Raw genomic sequence first — 15,910 nt, forward strand, 5'->3', positions numbered from 1 at the left:
AATCAAGGAATTAGTAAAACCGCTAGAAGGATTAGACTATATTACCGGTTTAACTAGGGTCGGCTGAAAAAGTAGGGGCGAAGCATTCGGGCAATAACCTATCGGTGAAACCGTAGATTTTCTATCCGAATGCTTCGCCCGTACTTTTTCAGCAGACCCTACTTAGCCACTGCTTAAAAATTATCCTTTTTCCCCCGCAGCCGTGCAAACACTTGTACTGGTTCGTTGCTATCCATGGTCATGGCCAAAGCGGGACTATCCCAACGCAAAAAAGGATTAGTCAGCTTTTCCGTCCCCAAAATTGCCGGAATCGTGGGACGATCTTGAGCGCGATTTTTCTCCACTTCCTGATAACGCTGTTGCAGAGCAGCATTATTAGGGTCAACTGTCAAGGCAAACTTTAAATTATTTAACGTATATTCGTGAGCGCACCAAACCCTGGTCTGGTCAGGCAGCGATCGCAATTTAGTTAAAGAAGCCACCATTTGCCCCGGTGTTCCCTCAAATAAACGACCACAACCCCCCGAAAACAGGGTATCACCACAGAATAACTCGCCGTAATCTCCGGGGTTAACCGGGGGAAAATAATAGGCAATATGGCCGCGAGTGTGGCCGGGGACAAAGAAAACCTCGGCCCAGCGACCGGCAAATTCCACCCGGTCCCCCTCCTCTAAAAACAGCTGCTGGCCCGGAATGCGACCGCGATCCTCCTTTCCCCCATAAACACAAAGATGGGGATAACGATTAATTAAAGCCTGATTAGCCCCCACATGGTCGCCGTGGTGATGGGTATTGAAAATAGCGACTAAATCCACCTGTAAAGCCTCTAATCGCCTGAAAACCGGTTCAGGTTCCGCTGGATCCACCAGGGCCGCGATTTTTTGCGCTCGATCATAGAGGAGGAAAATATAATTATCGGAAAGGGCGTTAAGACGTTCGATCTCCATGGTAGAATCTTGGGCTAAGGTTTAACTCGATCATATATTGCTAACCTAACTCCCCGCAGCACAGGAATCGGCGAAAATTACGCAGGGAATCCCCACATGATTAATGGGAACAATATAGGTTTCTGTGGGGGGAAATAAAGCGACAACGTGGGGAACAGGACGGGGAGTATAATGCACTTGCGATTGACCTTGATAAGCGAGGGAGGTGCTTGCTCCTGAATCCAACATCACCGCCTCCCGAAAACCTGCCTGTACTAATAATTCTCCCAAAGCCATGGAATCGATCGGCTCTCTGGAAACCCCGATTACTGGCTGTCCTGCCTGATTAATCCCCCAAAAAGCCCGGTGACGCAGGGCATCAAAACCGTAAAGTGTACCAAAGGATTCTCGCGATTGCGGTTGTCCATCTTTGACTAACCAAGCGGCCGCGACAAAAGCATCCGTAACCTTGAGATCATCTCCGGCCTCCGCTGCGATTCCTTCTAGGGTATTATGACGGGCAGGATCAAAAGGAAGATAACGCACCCATCGATCGGTAATGATTACTAAAGGACGACCCTCTAACTTGTCGATTTCCCCTTCATATCCCGGGATAAAGCCGCCATTTTCGCTTAAAACCGGCCCGATCATCTGATTTGAGTCCAATTCCTTGAGAGAGAAAAAACCGCCATCTACAGCCGCGATCGCTTCTGTGCCGGCGATAATTTCCTCCACTTGATAGCGACTATCAGCGTGGATAGTTTTGGGAATCCCGCCACTAATTAAAACAAGTGTATTAGTTGGAAATTCCACTTCCCGTTTTTGGATGGTGGTGGCAAAGTTAAAACCGCCATCCCTACGGGGTAAGGGATCACCTCCCCAAGCTTGCGGGACAATTTCTCGCGTGCGCGATTGCCCAAAGCGTCCAATAGTGAGTAAATCGGGGGATTGTCCAGCAAAATGTTCATCGAGGTCATTCATCGATAAAGCCGCCCGATAACCCGCTTTTTTGACGAATTCCTTCACTCTATCGTCCGCCTTCCCTTCCGGATAGGTGAAATAATTAATCGGAATACCCAATTCTTTTTCTAAGATTTGTTTCGATTGCTTGACTTCTTGCTCCAAATCTGCATCGGATAATAACCTTAAATCCCGGGGATGACTAACACTATGGGAGACAATTTGGACTAGAGGATCGGCGGCCATTTCCTGGAGTTGTTGCCAAGTGACACTGGTTCTGCCGGTTTTTTGAGTCATTTTATGGATATAAATCGAGAAAACGGCGGGATAGTTATATTTTCTCAATAAAGGATAGACATACTGGTAATGTCCCCCATAACCATCATCAAAAGTCAATAAAACCGGTTTAGCGGGAAGGGGGATACCTGTCCGCAGATGGGAAATTAACCAATCGATACTGATCGGAGTTGCCCCGATTTCCTGCAAAAATTGGAAATGTGCCTCTAATTCGCCTGGAGTAACGTCAAAGAATACCTCTTTTTCTGGTAAAATGTCGTGATACATTAAAATTGGTACTTTTGTCTCTTGCGCGCGGGGATGAATTTCCGGCCAGGGTGCTAATTCGATCGCTGTTGCCGAGTTATTTTGCCAATTATCGAGACTAATATCGTTTTTTTGGAGAGATAGGGGAACAATCACGCGATCGGAGAGGTTTTTATAGGTTTTACAATCAAAAATTCTCGATATATCCTTAAAAGAACTATTTTCTAGAACATAATCCGCGCATTCCGGTTGAAACTCCCTAAAAGGTGCGGGGAAAGAATCACCCCCCACCAGAGCATTAGAGCGAGGATAGAGAGAACTTGCCCAAATAATCAGACAAACGACGATAAATGCCAAAAATCCGTATAGGGGAAGGAAGGGAAACGAAGATTTTTGCCGAGCTTGCCAACGCATAAGATCAAGTAATAAAGTGAAAAGTAAAAAGTAAAAAGTAAAAAGCAGATAGGCCCTGAGTTACCGAAAAAACTGCCTTTTATCTAGATTTTTGGCTTTTGTTTTCTCGTCAGCAAAGCCCACTGATTACAAGCTGAGTTTCCCTGTAATCCGTTCCCTTGTCAAGTTTTCTAGAACACCCTCATCAGTTATCAGTTATCAGTTATCAGTTATCAGTTGTCAATAGACTACCTTTATTGATTCTCCCTATTTCCCCATTTCCCCATCACCCCACACCCCACACCCTACACCCCACACCCCACACCCCACACCCCACACCCTACACCCCACACCCCATTTCCCCATCACCCTACACCCCATTTCCCCATCACCCTACACCCCACACCCCACTTCCCCGCTATGTTCACGGGGATTAGGCTGGTAAAGCGTGACACAAAACTGCTAGAGTTACCAAAGACGAGTATATAAACTTTACAGATATTGTATGAGAGTTTTGGTTATTGGCGGAGACGGCTATTGTGGTTGGGCAACGGCACTCCATCTATCAAATAGAGGTTACGAAGTAGGCATACTTGATAGTTTAGTTCGTCGCTATTGGGACTTACAATTAGGCTGCGATACCTTAACACCGATCGCACCCATATCTCATCGGATTCAACGCTGGCAAGATCTGACAGGAAAATCCCTCGATCTTTTTGTCGGGGATATCAATAACTACGACTTTTTGATTCAATCCCTGCGACAGTTTCAACCGGATGCGATTGTTCACTTCGGAGAACAGAGATCTGCACCCTTCTCCATGATCGATCGCGAACACGCAGTTTTAACCCAAGTTAACAACGTGGTTGGCAATTTAAACATCCTCTACGCGATGAAAGAGGAATTTCCCGACGCGCACCTAGTAAAACTGGGAACCATGGGTGAGTATGGCACACCGAATATAGATATTGAAGAAGGTTACATCACGATCGAACATAACGGTCGTAAGGATACTTTACCCTATCCCAAACAGCCTGGTAGTATGTACCATCTCAGCAAAGTCCACGATAGCCATAATATCCATTTTGCCTGTCGGATGTGGGGTTTAAAAGCCACAGATCTCAATCAAGGGGTGGTTTATGGAGTCCTCACCGAAGAAACGGGAATGGATGAGATGTTAATTAACCGTCTCGATTACGATGGGGTTTTTGGTACTGCTTTAAACCGTTTTTGTATTCAAGCGGCGATCGGTCATCCCCTAACAGTGTACGGTAAAGGTGGCCAAACGCGAGGATTTTTAGATATCCGCGATACCGTGGGTTGTTTGGAATTAGCGATCGCTAATCCCGCTCAATCCGGGGAATTCCGCGTCTTTAACCAATTTACCGAACTGTTTAGCGTCGGTGACTTGGCACTGATGGTGAAAAAAGCTGGTTCTGCGTTAGGGTTAAATGTGGAGATTAACAATCTTGACAACCCGCGCATCGAGTTAGAGGAACATTATTTTAACGCTAAAAACACAAAATTACTCGATCTAGGACTACAACCTCACTATCTCTCCGATTCTCTCCTCGATTCCCTCTTGAACTTCGCCACCAAGTACAGAGACCGGGTAGATATGAATCATATCCTACCAAAAGTCACTTGGAAACGATAATTGATCAGTAAATGATAAGTTGAGGATGGGGTAGTAACCCATCCTTGGCGTTTTTCTAATGTATCGGCATCAAACTCGATCTTAATCGGCACTGATAGGAATTATTGTCGTCCGCAATTGCGGGAATTAGGGCAACGTTCCTGCATTAATTGGGAAAATTCCGTTCTTTGAGCGGGAGTTAACACTTGACGAATTTCCAAAAAACTCTCAAATTGCAGGTTACTGATTTCTTGGCGATTCCGAGAGATTTGCTGATGTTTAGAACGGATATCTCGATCGGAGGCATTATTGGATAATAAACTATTTAGTTCTTGTTCGTTGCTTCTCAGGGTGTCTCGCAACTTTTGGGTTTTTTCCTGATATTTCTGACGAATAGCGGCAATTTTCGACTTTTGGTCATCGGTAAGGTTTAATTGTTCGATTAGTCTTTCTCGAGAATTATTCACTCGACGACTCTCAGGACGCTGGGGAGAGCTAGTTTGAGCGATAAATAGACGATCTTGGGGATAGGATAGCACAGTGGCAGTTGGGACTAGGTTAGCCGCCAGAGTTACAGCCATGGTTGTGCCGAGAATCGAGAGAGTAGAAAGGGACATAATTGACCTCGACCAAGAAATTAAGGATTATAGGTAGAATAGGTGAGTTGAGGCTCGTTTAAGCTCATCCAAGGCGAACTATAAACGCTAGGAGCAGCAATCGGTGGAGCGATGCTATGGTTCCAACTCTCCACTAAAAAAGCTTCTAACTGCTCGTCGGAAATTTGGCCCAGTTGTGGATGAGGATGAAACCAACGATAGGAACCAACAATCAGCACAGATAAGGCAGTAATACCAGTTATCCACCCCAATAAAGGCAGGGATTTTGGGCAAGTTACCGGCCTTTCTCCCCTAATCATTTGCATTAACTGTTCTTCTTCATCTATCGGTCGAGGTGGCAGCGATGGACGATAGCGACGCAGAAAATTAACCACTTTCTCATCTTCTGGGGACATTAGAGAACTCCTTGTTTTTGCAAAAATTGACCCATGGTTTTACGCGCATAATGAAGACGTGATTTCACCGTACCGAGGGGAATTTCTAAGATTTGGGCGATTTCCTTTTGGGGTAAGTCCTCTAGATCGTGAAGGACAAGGACAGCGCGATGTTCTAAACTGAGAATTTCTAACCCTTGTCGGACCACCTCCTCATAATGCAATTGCATCAAATCGGGACTATCTTGGGGACGGGATTCGCTATCAAGGGAGTTTTCCTCATCAGTGCTTTTGGCCATCCTCATTTGTCTTTTGGCTAATTGTCGCCGACCATCGATCGCCACATTCCAAGTGATCCGATAAACCCAAGTGGAAAAGTATTCAGGTGAACGCAATTTCGGCAACCCGTGCCACAGTCTTAAAAAGACCTCTTGGACAAAATCCTCTAGGAATTCCTGTCCACAGAGTTGATAGAGAGTAGAGCGGATTTTTGGTTGATAAAGACGGTAAAGGTGACGAAAAGCACCCCGATCACCCCTTTGACATTTTAAAATTAACTCTCGATCGCTCACACTTGTTTGCTTATCGGTTATCACCTCGATCATTCCCCTCACCCCTAGCTACTTGTCCCTTTAGACTAGGGGGTGTCAAGAATGGTTCATAACCAGTTATCAGTTATCAGTGAGCAGTTATCAGTGATCAGTTATCAGCTTTTTTCTCCCCACACCCCACAACTCACACCCCACACCCCACACCCCATCTCCCCATCACCGAGGGAGTAATTGTTGATAGAAATCCAATTGTTTTTGAGCGAGGGCTTTATTAGTATAATTGGTCATTACCCTCTGATAACCCCTCTGGCCTAATTCAAGAGCGAAGCTGGGATTATCTAAGAGAGTTTGTATAGATTTAGCCAGTGCCTCCCCATCTTTTTCGGGAAAAATTAAACCCGTATCAGCAATAACAAAGGGAATTTCTCCCGAATCAGAACCAATAACAGGAACCTGACAGGCCATAGCTTCAATTAAGACATGACCGAATTGTTCTTTCCAACCGACGGCAGTTAAGGTTTTGACCTGATAGGTGATTTCTGAAGGCAAAACTAAAGTGTTCATCAGGTTAATATAATTAACTACTTGATCGTGGGGAACACTTTCCACTATCATCAAGCGATCGCTTATTCCTGCGGCTGTAGCTTCGCTGACTATTTTATCTTTCAGGATTCCCCGACCTAACAGTAATAATTTCCACTTACCTGTTAATTTAGCTACAGCTTTAATCAGCGTTAGAATGCCTTTCTCTTCCACAAAACGACCGATAAAACCAATCACGAATTCATCGTTTTCAATGCCTAAAGATCGGGCTAAATCGGGTTGCTTGCTGGGGGAAAAAAGGACTTCATCCACTCCTAATTGTGGTAAAACGGTGTATTTACCCCTGTAACCCCGTTCTTTTAAAACATCTACCCCGTCCTGATTACCGGCGATTAAACCATCGGTATTTTTCAGGTTATAAGCTTCTAACCAAGAGATGGGAAATTTAGGAGTATAGGGAAGATTCCACCAGGTAAAAAATACATTTTTAGCCTGGAGATTTAAGAGACGATTCAGAGTAATAAATTGACCATAAGCGAGAGATTTAGAACCCTGTTCCACTTGAATAATATCGGGTCTAAATTTTTGCAATAAAGAAATTATATCAGTGCCAAAAGTTAATAAAGCTTGGTTATTCTGGCTAAAATTAGAGATAGGAATAACTCGGAAATTGTCGGCTATTTTCGGTTGACTTTCAATGATTTTATTTTGGACTCCTCCCGGTTGCCAACGTTGGGGAACAACAATAGTAACTTCAATATTGGGATTTAATCTTGTCAGGGCGCGCAGTTTCTCACAGTTGAGATCAACTATATATGTATGACTAGCGACTAAAATTTTCATAGATTATCTAGTTTTGTATAAATTTGGCCATCATTCCAGAGGGACTTTACTTGAGTTTTTAGAGCATCGAGAAAACCTAAACTATAAAAAATTCCCCTAGAAAGGATTTTAATCGGGGAACCACCTTTATTACAGGGAGGATTGCCAAGAACGTGACAATCAAATAATTTAGCGTAGAGTCGCAATTGTTGAGCGGGAGTGAGATTTTTCAGAGCCATCAGAAAGTGATTATGATAAAAAGTCGTCTGATAACTCAAAGAACGAGTGCTAATATCATGACAGCCGCCGGTTTCTTCCCCTAAATGAACCAGATAAGCGGTGGGATCGTACCAGACATGATAGGGAGTCCGGCGTAACCTTAAGCAAAAATCCGATTCCTCGCGCACGGCACTGCCACGAAAGCGTTCATCGAACCAAATGCCGTATTTAGTAAATATATCCTTCCGGAAAGACATATTACAGCCCCGGGCCGAGATTACCTGCTGGGGTTTAGTGGTGTGGACAAGATCGATGTAATACCAAGCAATGCCCGGATCCATGGCTTGGGGGGGTAAAAAGTCGATTTCGTAGGGTTTGCCGGTATCTGTCGCCATTTTTTGGGAGTCACCCAATTTCATGCGATCGAATACCCGACCTGCCACTACACCTATCTCAGGGTTCTTGACAAAATTCTCACTATGTGCTTTGAGATAATTATCCGGGAGCCGCACATCATCATCGATAAAAAGAACGATATCGCCTTGGGCGCGACGGACTCCATAATTTCTCGCACCGGGTAAACTCGCCCAATCCAGCCGATACCAGCTAATTTTGTGCTGATTAGCCATATTTTCCAGATAGGATTGTATGGCGGGGCTGTGGGTAGCGGTCTGGTCGATAACTAATACCTCAAAATCGGGATAATCTTGTTTGAGTAGGTCATCGAGGGTATCTTTAAGAGGCTCTTCGCGTCGATAGGTGGGTATGATGACAGAAATCGAGGGAAAATTCATAGCAGGGAATGGGGGAATGGGGGAGTGGGGGAGTGGGGGAGTGGGGGAGTGGGGAAATGGGGGAATGGGGGAATTTCCACTAAAACCCTAAAACCCCAACACCCTAAAACCCAACACCCATATTTCAAGCTAAAGAAACACCTTTGCGTTTAAAATTTAAGCCCTTTTTGGAGGATTTTGTGGCGGTTTCCCCCGCCAGAATTTTAGCCTCTTTTTCCTGTTTTTCGATCACGGGTAATCTAAAAATTACGCCCGCAAATATCCAGTAATAAACGCCCACAGGATCCGTATCGAGGGCATACCAATAGGGAAGATAGGCAACAAAGAGCAGCAAAACCCAATAACTACCGGCAAAACCTCGCAGAGTCGGATCTTTGAGGGAACGATAGGTGCGGAAGGCCAGATAAACTAGATGGGTCATGAATATCATGTACAAGGCAAAACCAATGTATCCCAACTCGAATAAAACTTTAGTGTGATAGGTTTCCACAAAGGAAATATCACCGAAAACCCTAGCAGAAGCTGTGGCCACACCAAGTCCACGACCTAAAATACCGCCCTGATTACGGATAGCAAAATCCAACTGTTCTTGAAGAAAAGCGGTGGGGGGAGCCTGTTGCCAACGGCTGATGGCACTATCGTAGCGTTGTTGGACAAAATCCGGGTTAAGGAAAGAAAAACCGATAGCTAGAAGTAAAGTGGCGGCAAAAATGATCGGCAAAAATCGTTTTAAGTTAGCGATTTGTCCTGTAAGAATCGTCATCAGACCAATAATCATCGGTACAGCAAAGAAAGCTAGTCTTTGCCCAGAGATCACTGCATTAATAAAAACTAGGGTTAAACCCACTAGGGCTGCTAGTCGCCATTTTTGGGAAGTTTCACTAAAGGCACTGGCATAACAAATTACGGCATTAGAGACCAAAAACCAAGCCCAGTGCCAGGGGGAAACAAAGGTACCTGGTAGGCGGATCATATTCACTTCCGGACTATACACTAATGCCCCACCAACCAAACACCTTGCATCTAAGTGGGCTTTGAATAGTGCATCAGCTACAAAGCCTCTAGTTCCTACACAACGACCGGTTTTCAGCATCCAGTATTGCATTAGTCCTAGGACACAACAAATAATCGCTAAAGTCACTAAAAGACGACTAAAAAATAATAGGGTCGGTTTGTCTTTGATTAAGTAATAAGTGCAGAAGATCAAGGGGACATAACCCAGCAAAACTTTAAATCCTAATATTCCTTGCAGAAAAGTCTCACTTTCCCGACAGGGAACCCCGCGCAAACGACCATCCCTAAAGATACTCATCCCAGCCACGGAATCACAAGTAGGCAGAAATTGTCTCTGCAAATTGACGGCTAATAGACAAACTACACAGAAAACAAAGATTAATAATAGGGTTGTACCTAATTGTTTGGGGACAATAATCGGTAATTGCTTTTTTCGACATTCTAAAACTAAGGCGATTAAAGCGGGTAGATAAAAGATATCTTTACTAAGCTGGAGGATTGAACTACCTCCCAACCAATACACGATAGTGCCAGTGAAGGGGACATAGATAATAAATGCCCAAAGAGCCATGCGAGGATAGCTAAAGGAGAAAACTACTAAAATTAAGGCTAAACTTACTCCCGCTCCTATCTTGGCATCAAATAATAAGCTGAGGGGTAATCCGAGCAAAATTGCCACACAAATGGCAAAAATAATCAACCCCGTTAACTTTTGTTTCTTTTGCCTTTCTTCTTTTTTGAGGGCAAGTTTCTCTTTGATGTTAAGCGGGGGACTATCAGCTTTTGTTTGGCCCTGTTTATGCTTTTTTTTCTGGCGATCGATACCTAGTCTGGTCATAATTAGGCCTTGCTACGCTACGCTAAGGGCATTATAATCCCTGTCCCTCTCGATCGACTACAAAAGATAGCTTCGCACCGCTGCCACTAGCCTTTCTGTCCAAAAATTGGCTAATTCTAGGGTTTCTGCTTCCACCATCACCCGAATTAACGGTTCTGTCCCGGAAGCTCGCACCAAAATTCGGCCTTTTTCTGCCATAGCTGTCTCAGCTTGGCGGATTTCTCGCCGCAAAGGTTCACATTGCTGCCAATTACGTCGCACTTCTCTATCTTCCACCCGCACATTGCGTAAAATCTGCGGATAGGTGACAAAGCTATGATCGACTAAGTTAGCCAAGGAAACCGCCGATTTCTGCACTAAAGCCGCTAAATGTAGGGCGGTTTGCATTCCATCCCCAGAAACCCCGTAATGATGGCAGAGGATATGACCGGATTGTTCACCCCCTAGCATGGCTCCAGTTTCCCACATTTGCGCCTGAACGTGCTGATCACCCACGGCAGTCCGCAAGAATTGACCCCCCAGTTTTTGCCAAGCGCGTTCAAAGCCTAAATTAGCCATCACCGTGGCTACTAATAACCCATCGGGTAGCTGTCCTGCTTCTAAGAGGGAACGACCCCAAAAATAGAGGATATAATCGCCATCTACTACTCTACCTTGACTATCCACGGCCAGGACTCGATCGGCATCGCCATCGAAGGCAAACCCTAAATCCGCTTGCTGATTAATCACCGCCGCCTGTAAGCTTTCTAAATGGGTAGAACCACAATTAACGTTAATGCGATCGCCGTCGGCTCGATCGTGTAGGCAGATAACTTCCGCCCCCAAGGTTTGGAATACTAAAGGTGCTAGGTTAACGGCTGCCCCCCAAGCTAGATCTAAAACTATTTTTAATCCCGATAGGTTAATATCCGTCCCGACGGAATCAATGACAGCTTGATAGTATTTTTGGATTAATTCGGGACAAAAAGTCGCTTTTCCCCAATTTTCCGGTTTATCTGCTAATTCTAAATTGCCTCTTAAACCCGCTTCTATCTGTGCCGCTAAACTGCCAGACAATTTTAAACCGCTGCCGTCAAAAAATTTAATGCCGTTATCTTCAGGAGGATTATGACTGGCAGAAATCATGATCCCCCCCATCGCTTCGCTTTCTCTGGTTAAATAGGCGACGCAGGGAGTGGGACATAATCCCAGTTGCCAGACTTCTATTCCCGCCCAAGTTAAACCCGCAGTGATAGCATTGGCTAACATATCACTGGAATTACGGGAATCTTGACCGATAATTATCGGTTTGGTGACACCAGCCTGATTTTTTAATACCTGTCCTGCCCAAAATCCGATTTGTAGCGCTAGGGGGGCAGTTAATAATTCTCCCACTTGGCCGCGAATTCCGTCCGTGCCAAACAGGGGGGATGGCGGTAATTCGATTAAACCCGTTAAGGATAACAGGGGATGCGATCGATTTTTTTGTCCATTTTGATACGATAGAGAAGCTACCATGGCCGATTCCTTTCCTCACACGACACATTCAGAGGATAACATGATCACCGATTTTTTGAAATCAATGTTCCCAGTTGACCTTAATCCTCCTTCCGGGGTTCCTTACATAGGGTGTGGGGAGATGGGGAGATGGGGTGTGGGGTGTGGGGTGTGGGGTGTGGGGTGTGGGGTGTGGTGTGTGGGGAGATGGGGAGAATAAATAAAAATAGTCTCCTCAATCCTGTCTCCTCAATCCTGTCTCCTCAATCCTGAATGAAGATTGTTGATTTTTGCAGGAGGTCTAATCAAGGAACCGAGGTTATTTGGTAAGCTAAAACGGTAATCTTGACCCCCGAATGCCCGTGCTGATCAGTGTTGTCATCCCTACCTACAATCGCCAAGCAATTTTAAAAAAATGTTTACTAGCCCTAGAAAATCAGCGTTTAACCGATAATAAAGTGGAAAACTACGAAATAGTCCTTGTCGATGATGGCTCTACCGATGCGACGATCGCCTGGCTAGAAAGTCACAAAGCCAATTTACCCCATCTGCAACTGTGGCAACAGGATCACGGCGGACCGGCGATCGCTAGGAATCTGGGGGTAGAAAAAGCCCGTGGTGATACAATTATTTTTATCGATAGCGATCTGGTAGTGACAGAAAATTTTTTGCAAGCTCATGCCGACGCTTTAACTGCTGGAGCAGCCAATCTCGGCAGCGATCGCTTATTTACCTACGGCACTGTCATTAATACCTGTAACTTCGAGCATCCCAGCAGTGAACCCTATAAAATCACCGATTTCTCCGCCGCCTATTTTGCCACGGGCAACGTGGCGATCGCTAAAAAATGGTTATTAGCGGCAGGATTATTTGATACTCAGTTTCAACTCTACGGTTGGGAAGATTTGGAATTAGGGGTGAGATTGAAGCAATTGGGACTAAAATTAATTAAATGTCCAGAAGCCGTCGGTTATCATTGGCATCCCCCCTTTAATCTCGCTCAAATTCCCAATCTCATCGATAAGGAAATTCAACGAGGACGAATGGGAGTGCTTTTTTATCAAAAACATCCCACCTGGGAAGTGCGGATGATGATTCAAATGACTTGGATTCATCGACTGTTGTGGGGTTTACTTTCCCTGGGGGGAACCCTGAATGAACGCAGCCTCTCCCCGCTGTTACAATGGTTAATCGATCGAGGTAAACCGCAATTAGCCCTAGAAATTGCCCGCATTTTTCTCAATTGGTACAACGTGCGCGGCGTTTATCAAGCTTATCGGGAAATACAGCTTCAGTGAAATGTCTTGCCGAACACCACCGACGGCGTTTCTCACAAAGACGAGGTATGACTGGATTTGACATCGACAACCGACTCCCTAAAACCAGAGACTTTGTACCTCACCATCGAGATAACTGCCCTAAAGGTGAACATTTGCCGATAAAAAACTGAATATTTGCTTTCTTTTTCTGATAATTGCTGCCACAATCAAAAGCAATCGGCATAGGGAGCGGCGGAAAACACTGACCACATTTGCCCCTTGTGAATTATCCTCTGAGATTGGGCATATTATAAAGTAAATTTTCCTAGAGGAGGAATCCCATAATGAATATCTTCGATATTTTAATCGGTTTTGTCGGTGGAGGTGCGATCGGGGGTGGGGCTTTATATGCCCTGCAAGAGGGAAAAATCAGGGAAGCACTACAGAAATATGAGAAAGTTCGGGCGGCTTTAGGTGAAACCGAAAAGGAGTTAAAAGACAGCAAAGGACAGTTAAAACAACTCGCTCTCTCCGAAGAACGGATTCGCAATATCGAAGCCACCTATAGAGAAGAAGTGGCTAAATTGCAAGAAGAGTTAGAAGATAGCCAAGGACGTTTACAAGAGATAGCCAGCGCAAATCCCGCTCAAGCCGTGGAAGTCGCCGATAAAACCCAAATTCAGCCACTTGAACCGGAATACGAAGCTAAAATCGAGGAATTGCGCCAAAGCTATCAAAGTCAAATACAAGAGATCATAGACGGGAAGCAAGGGGAAATGGAAGCCCTGCGTCAAAGTCAACAGGAGCAGATTCTAGAATTAGAAAAGGGCTATCAGTCGCAAATTCAACAACTAGAACAGGGTTATCAAAGCCAACTGTTAGAATTACAAAACGCCCGCCAAGCAGTAGTGGATGATCGAACCACTGAAATCGTCGAACCCTGGGATGATTTCCCCGATAGCCCCAGTGCCGAAGAAATAAATCCTTTTGATGGTTTTATCACCGAAGAAAACCTAGGATTGGAACCAGAATTTGCCCCCGAAATGCCCCTAGAAACCTCCGTTTCCGAGGAGACATTTGACGGTTTAAACAGCCCAGAAGAAACCTTAGTTTCTCCAGAAATGACTGAGAGCGAAGATTTTCCCGTCATGGCAGAACCAGCAATCTCTGACTGGGAGATGTCCGCTGCTGAGATAGAATTTCTCAACAGTTTAACATTAGAGGAAGAAACGAGAACTATCGGTAGCCTAGAAGAATTATCGGCTAATTACGGTCAGATTCAAGAAACCGTTAGCAGTGACACCAGTTTCTCTGATTTATTAGCCCCCGACACCGAAAAATTCGCTGATAACCAAAATTTTCTCGATGACTTATTTGCTGATACCGCTGACAGCAATAACCCCGAATTATTCGATTATTTTGCGGAAGAAACCCCTACAGTTGCATCTAACCGCCAAAATGTTGCTTCTGTTGCGAGTGACCAAGAAGAACTAGATTTCTTCAGTATGTTGGATAATGAAGAAATGGCTAATCTAGAATCCTTACCTTCTGACGAAGAACTGCCCCTTGATGATCTATTTAGCGATGATTTATTCTCGGATGGGGACAATAGCAAAACCACGAGGCTAGAATCTCATCAGTAGGCAGATTGCCCGCTATGAAGGCAGAAGACAGAATTTCTTCCCCACCCGATTTCTGGCTTCTGACTTTCTTAACTGCGCCACCAGATGGGCGTTTTCCCCCTGTCCCCCGATTCCCTTACCATAACGTGGAAAAAAAATCTACATCAAAAGTAGTGGACATTGGCAAAAAAACAAATATGATATAGGAGGATACGTTGTATCCTTTTGACTTTACCTAACCTTATAACTAAGGAGATCTTCCAGTGGAACTCACTATCAAAACCCTTGTTTTATCCACTGCCACTTTCGGCTTAATGTTGGGTGTGGCACAAAACGCCCAAGCCGCTACTCTAATTTCTGGAGTCACTGCCGCAACGACGAACATACCCGGACAGAGTTCGCCACTATGGGATCTAAACGATACTGTCAACGGCAAGGGGCTGCCCGGTAACACTCCGAGTCTTACGGGAAATCACCTGCCGTCGAACACCGGTAATTCTTGGCGGTCAGTGGAATCCCTAAACCCGGGTGCTGGAGGTAATATCACTTTTAGTCTCAATGGTAGCTATAATCTATCTGGGTTTACTTTCTGGAACCTTGGCGGTAATGGTGAAGCTCTTACCCGTCAGGGAATTAAAAATGTGACGATTCAATACTCCAACGGTGGAACAACTTGGATTACCCTGAGTGGCGCTGGCGTTCCCAGTATGTTTGCTCAAGGAACTTTTGGTTCCCCAGCTACCAGCCAGACCCCACAGCAGTTCAATTTTGCCCCAGTCGCTGCGACTCATGTTAGATTTACTAATCTGAGTAACTTTGGGGGGTTCACTGGCATCGCGAACAATCGCATTGGCTTCTCAGAGATTCAGTTTGCAACCGAAATCCCCGAACCTTCTTCCTTGCTTGCTCTGTTAGCCTTTGGTTTAGCGGGCGTTAGTTTGGGAAAAAGAATTTAACTTAGTGTCAGCAGAAGTCCCTCGCTAGAAGTCCCTCGCTTTTAGCGATGGGATGAATGCCCAACATATAGACAATTCTCAAAAACCGATGCTCCGATAAACAGATATTGACCACTATTCCTTAAGCGATAACCGAGCTTCGGCGGGTCGTGTTGCCAGGACAAGTATGGGTCTTAGGAACTAGGACGGATGCCGGGGTCGGGAAGGTAAGACTGGCTATCTTTCGGGCGTTGTCAGGTGTAAAGATGAATCAAGCAAAAGTGTAGGGAACTGGAACATCCTTAAACTTAAGGTAATGAATTAGAAGCGGTAGGGAATTTTCTAACATTTTGACACATTTTGAATAGCAGAGAGTCTGACGATGAAG

At 45.0% G+C, this 15,910-nt stretch carries 13 protein-coding genes and 1 pseudogene; 4 read left to right on the plus strand and 10 right to left on the minus strand.

Annotation, left to right across the window (positions count from 1 at the left end; all coding sequences use genetic code 11):
* Positions 1 to 173: 173 nt before the first annotated feature.
* Both gloB and IM500_RS11240 read right to left on the minus strand, forming a co-directional pair.
* Positions 174 to 947, minus strand: a complete 774-nt coding sequence (gloB, locus tag IM500_RS11235; RefSeq protein WP_287738406.1) for a hydroxyacylglutathione hydrolase — start codon at positions 945 to 947, stop codon at positions 174 to 176.
* 45 nt (positions 948 to 992) lie between these two features.
* The gene (locus IM500_RS11240) at positions 993 to 2,843 is read right to left on the minus strand and encodes a polysaccharide deacetylase family protein (RefSeq protein WP_125730824.1); all 1,851 of its coding nucleotides are present in this window, start codon (positions 2,841 to 2,843) and stop codon (positions 993 to 995) included.
* A 484-nt stretch (positions 2,844 to 3,327) separates the two neighbouring features.
* Here IM500_RS11240 and IM500_RS11245 point away from each other — a divergent pair, with 484 nt between their 5' ends.
* Positions 3,328 to 4,479, plus strand: coding sequence for an NAD-dependent epimerase/dehydratase family protein (locus IM500_RS11245; RefSeq protein ID WP_125730823.1), 1,152 nt, complete (start codon positions 3,328 to 3,330; stop codon positions 4,477 to 4,479).
* Positions 4,480 to 4,580: 101 nt separating this feature from the next.
* On the opposite strand, the gene IM500_RS11250 is transcribed toward IM500_RS11245, so the two are convergent.
* The 7 genes from IM500_RS11250 to glmM all read right to left on the minus strand — a co-directional run bounded on the left by IM500_RS11250 (position 4,581) and on the right by glmM (position 11,727).
* Positions 4,581 to 5,075: a Spy/CpxP family protein refolding chaperone gene (locus IM500_RS11250; protein ID WP_190718411.1), complete on the minus strand. Its 495-nt coding sequence runs from the start codon at positions 5,073 to 5,075 to the stop codon at positions 4,581 to 4,583.
* 20 nt (positions 5,076 to 5,095) lie between these two features.
* Entirely contained in the window at positions 5,096 to 5,470 is a 375-nt protein-coding gene (locus IM500_RS11255; protein ID WP_287738407.1) for a hypothetical protein, read from the minus strand.
* Positions 5,470 to 6,054, minus strand: a complete 585-nt coding sequence (locus IM500_RS11260; RefSeq protein ID WP_190718417.1) for a sigma-70 family RNA polymerase sigma factor — start codon at positions 6,052 to 6,054, stop codon at positions 5,470 to 5,472. The genes IM500_RS11255 and IM500_RS11260 overlap by 1 nt, the downstream gene beginning before the upstream one ends.
* A 162-nt stretch (positions 6,055 to 6,216) precedes the next feature.
* Positions 6,217 to 7,386, minus strand: a complete 1,170-nt coding sequence (gene hpsO / locus IM500_RS11265; RefSeq protein WP_287738410.1) for a hormogonium polysaccharide biosynthesis glycosyltransferase HpsO — start codon at positions 7,384 to 7,386, stop codon at positions 6,217 to 6,219.
* Positions 7,383 to 8,378 (minus strand): hormogonium polysaccharide biosynthesis glycosyltransferase HpsN, encoded by a 996-nt coding sequence (hpsN, locus tag IM500_RS11270; protein ID WP_287738413.1) that lies wholly within the window; start codon positions 8,376 to 8,378, stop codon positions 7,383 to 7,385. The genes hpsO and hpsN overlap by 4 nt, the downstream gene beginning before the upstream one ends.
* A 124-nt stretch (positions 8,379 to 8,502) precedes the next feature.
* The gene (gene hpsL / locus IM500_RS11275) at positions 8,503 to 10,230 is read right to left on the minus strand and encodes a hormogonium polysaccharide biosynthesis protein HpsL (RefSeq protein ID WP_287738419.1); all 1,728 of its coding nucleotides are present in this window, start codon (positions 10,228 to 10,230) and stop codon (positions 8,503 to 8,505) included.
* A gap of 57 nt (positions 10,231 to 10,287) precedes the next feature.
* Complete coding sequence (glmM, locus tag IM500_RS11280; RefSeq protein WP_190718429.1) at positions 10,288 to 11,727, minus strand: phosphoglucosamine mutase; 1,440 nt, start codon at positions 11,725 to 11,727, stop codon at positions 10,288 to 10,290.
* 335 nt (positions 11,728 to 12,062) lie between these two features.
* Between glmM and IM500_RS11285 the strand changes: the two genes are divergently transcribed.
* The 3 genes from IM500_RS11285 (at position 12,063) to IM500_RS11295 (ending at position 15,543) form a co-directional block, all read left to right on the plus strand.
* The gene (locus tag IM500_RS11285) at positions 12,063 to 13,004 is read left to right on the plus strand and encodes a glycosyltransferase family 2 protein (protein ID WP_190718432.1); all 942 of its coding nucleotides are present in this window, start codon (positions 12,063 to 12,065) and stop codon (positions 13,002 to 13,004) included.
* A gap of 305 nt (positions 13,005 to 13,309) precedes the next feature.
* Positions 13,310 to 14,608 (plus strand): hypothetical protein, encoded by a 1,299-nt coding sequence (locus tag IM500_RS11290; protein WP_190718436.1) that lies wholly within the window; start codon positions 13,310 to 13,312, stop codon positions 14,606 to 14,608.
* 242 nt (positions 14,609 to 14,850) lie between these two features.
* On the plus strand, positions 14,851 to 15,543 hold the full coding sequence (locus IM500_RS11295) for a discoidin domain-containing protein (RefSeq protein WP_287738424.1): 693 nt from the start codon (positions 14,851 to 14,853) through the stop codon (positions 15,541 to 15,543).
* A 250-nt stretch (positions 15,544 to 15,793) separates the two neighbouring features.
* Here IM500_RS11295 and IM500_RS11300 read toward each other — a convergent pair.
* A pseudogene (locus IM500_RS11300) lies at positions 15,794 to 15,910 on the minus strand (IS1 family transposase); the annotation flags it as partial.

Origin of the sequence: Microcystis sp. M179S2, from assembly GCF_020245805.1 — a bacterium.
GTDB lineage: Bacteria > Cyanobacteriota > Cyanobacteriia > Cyanobacteriales > Microcystaceae > Microcystis > Microcystis aeruginosa.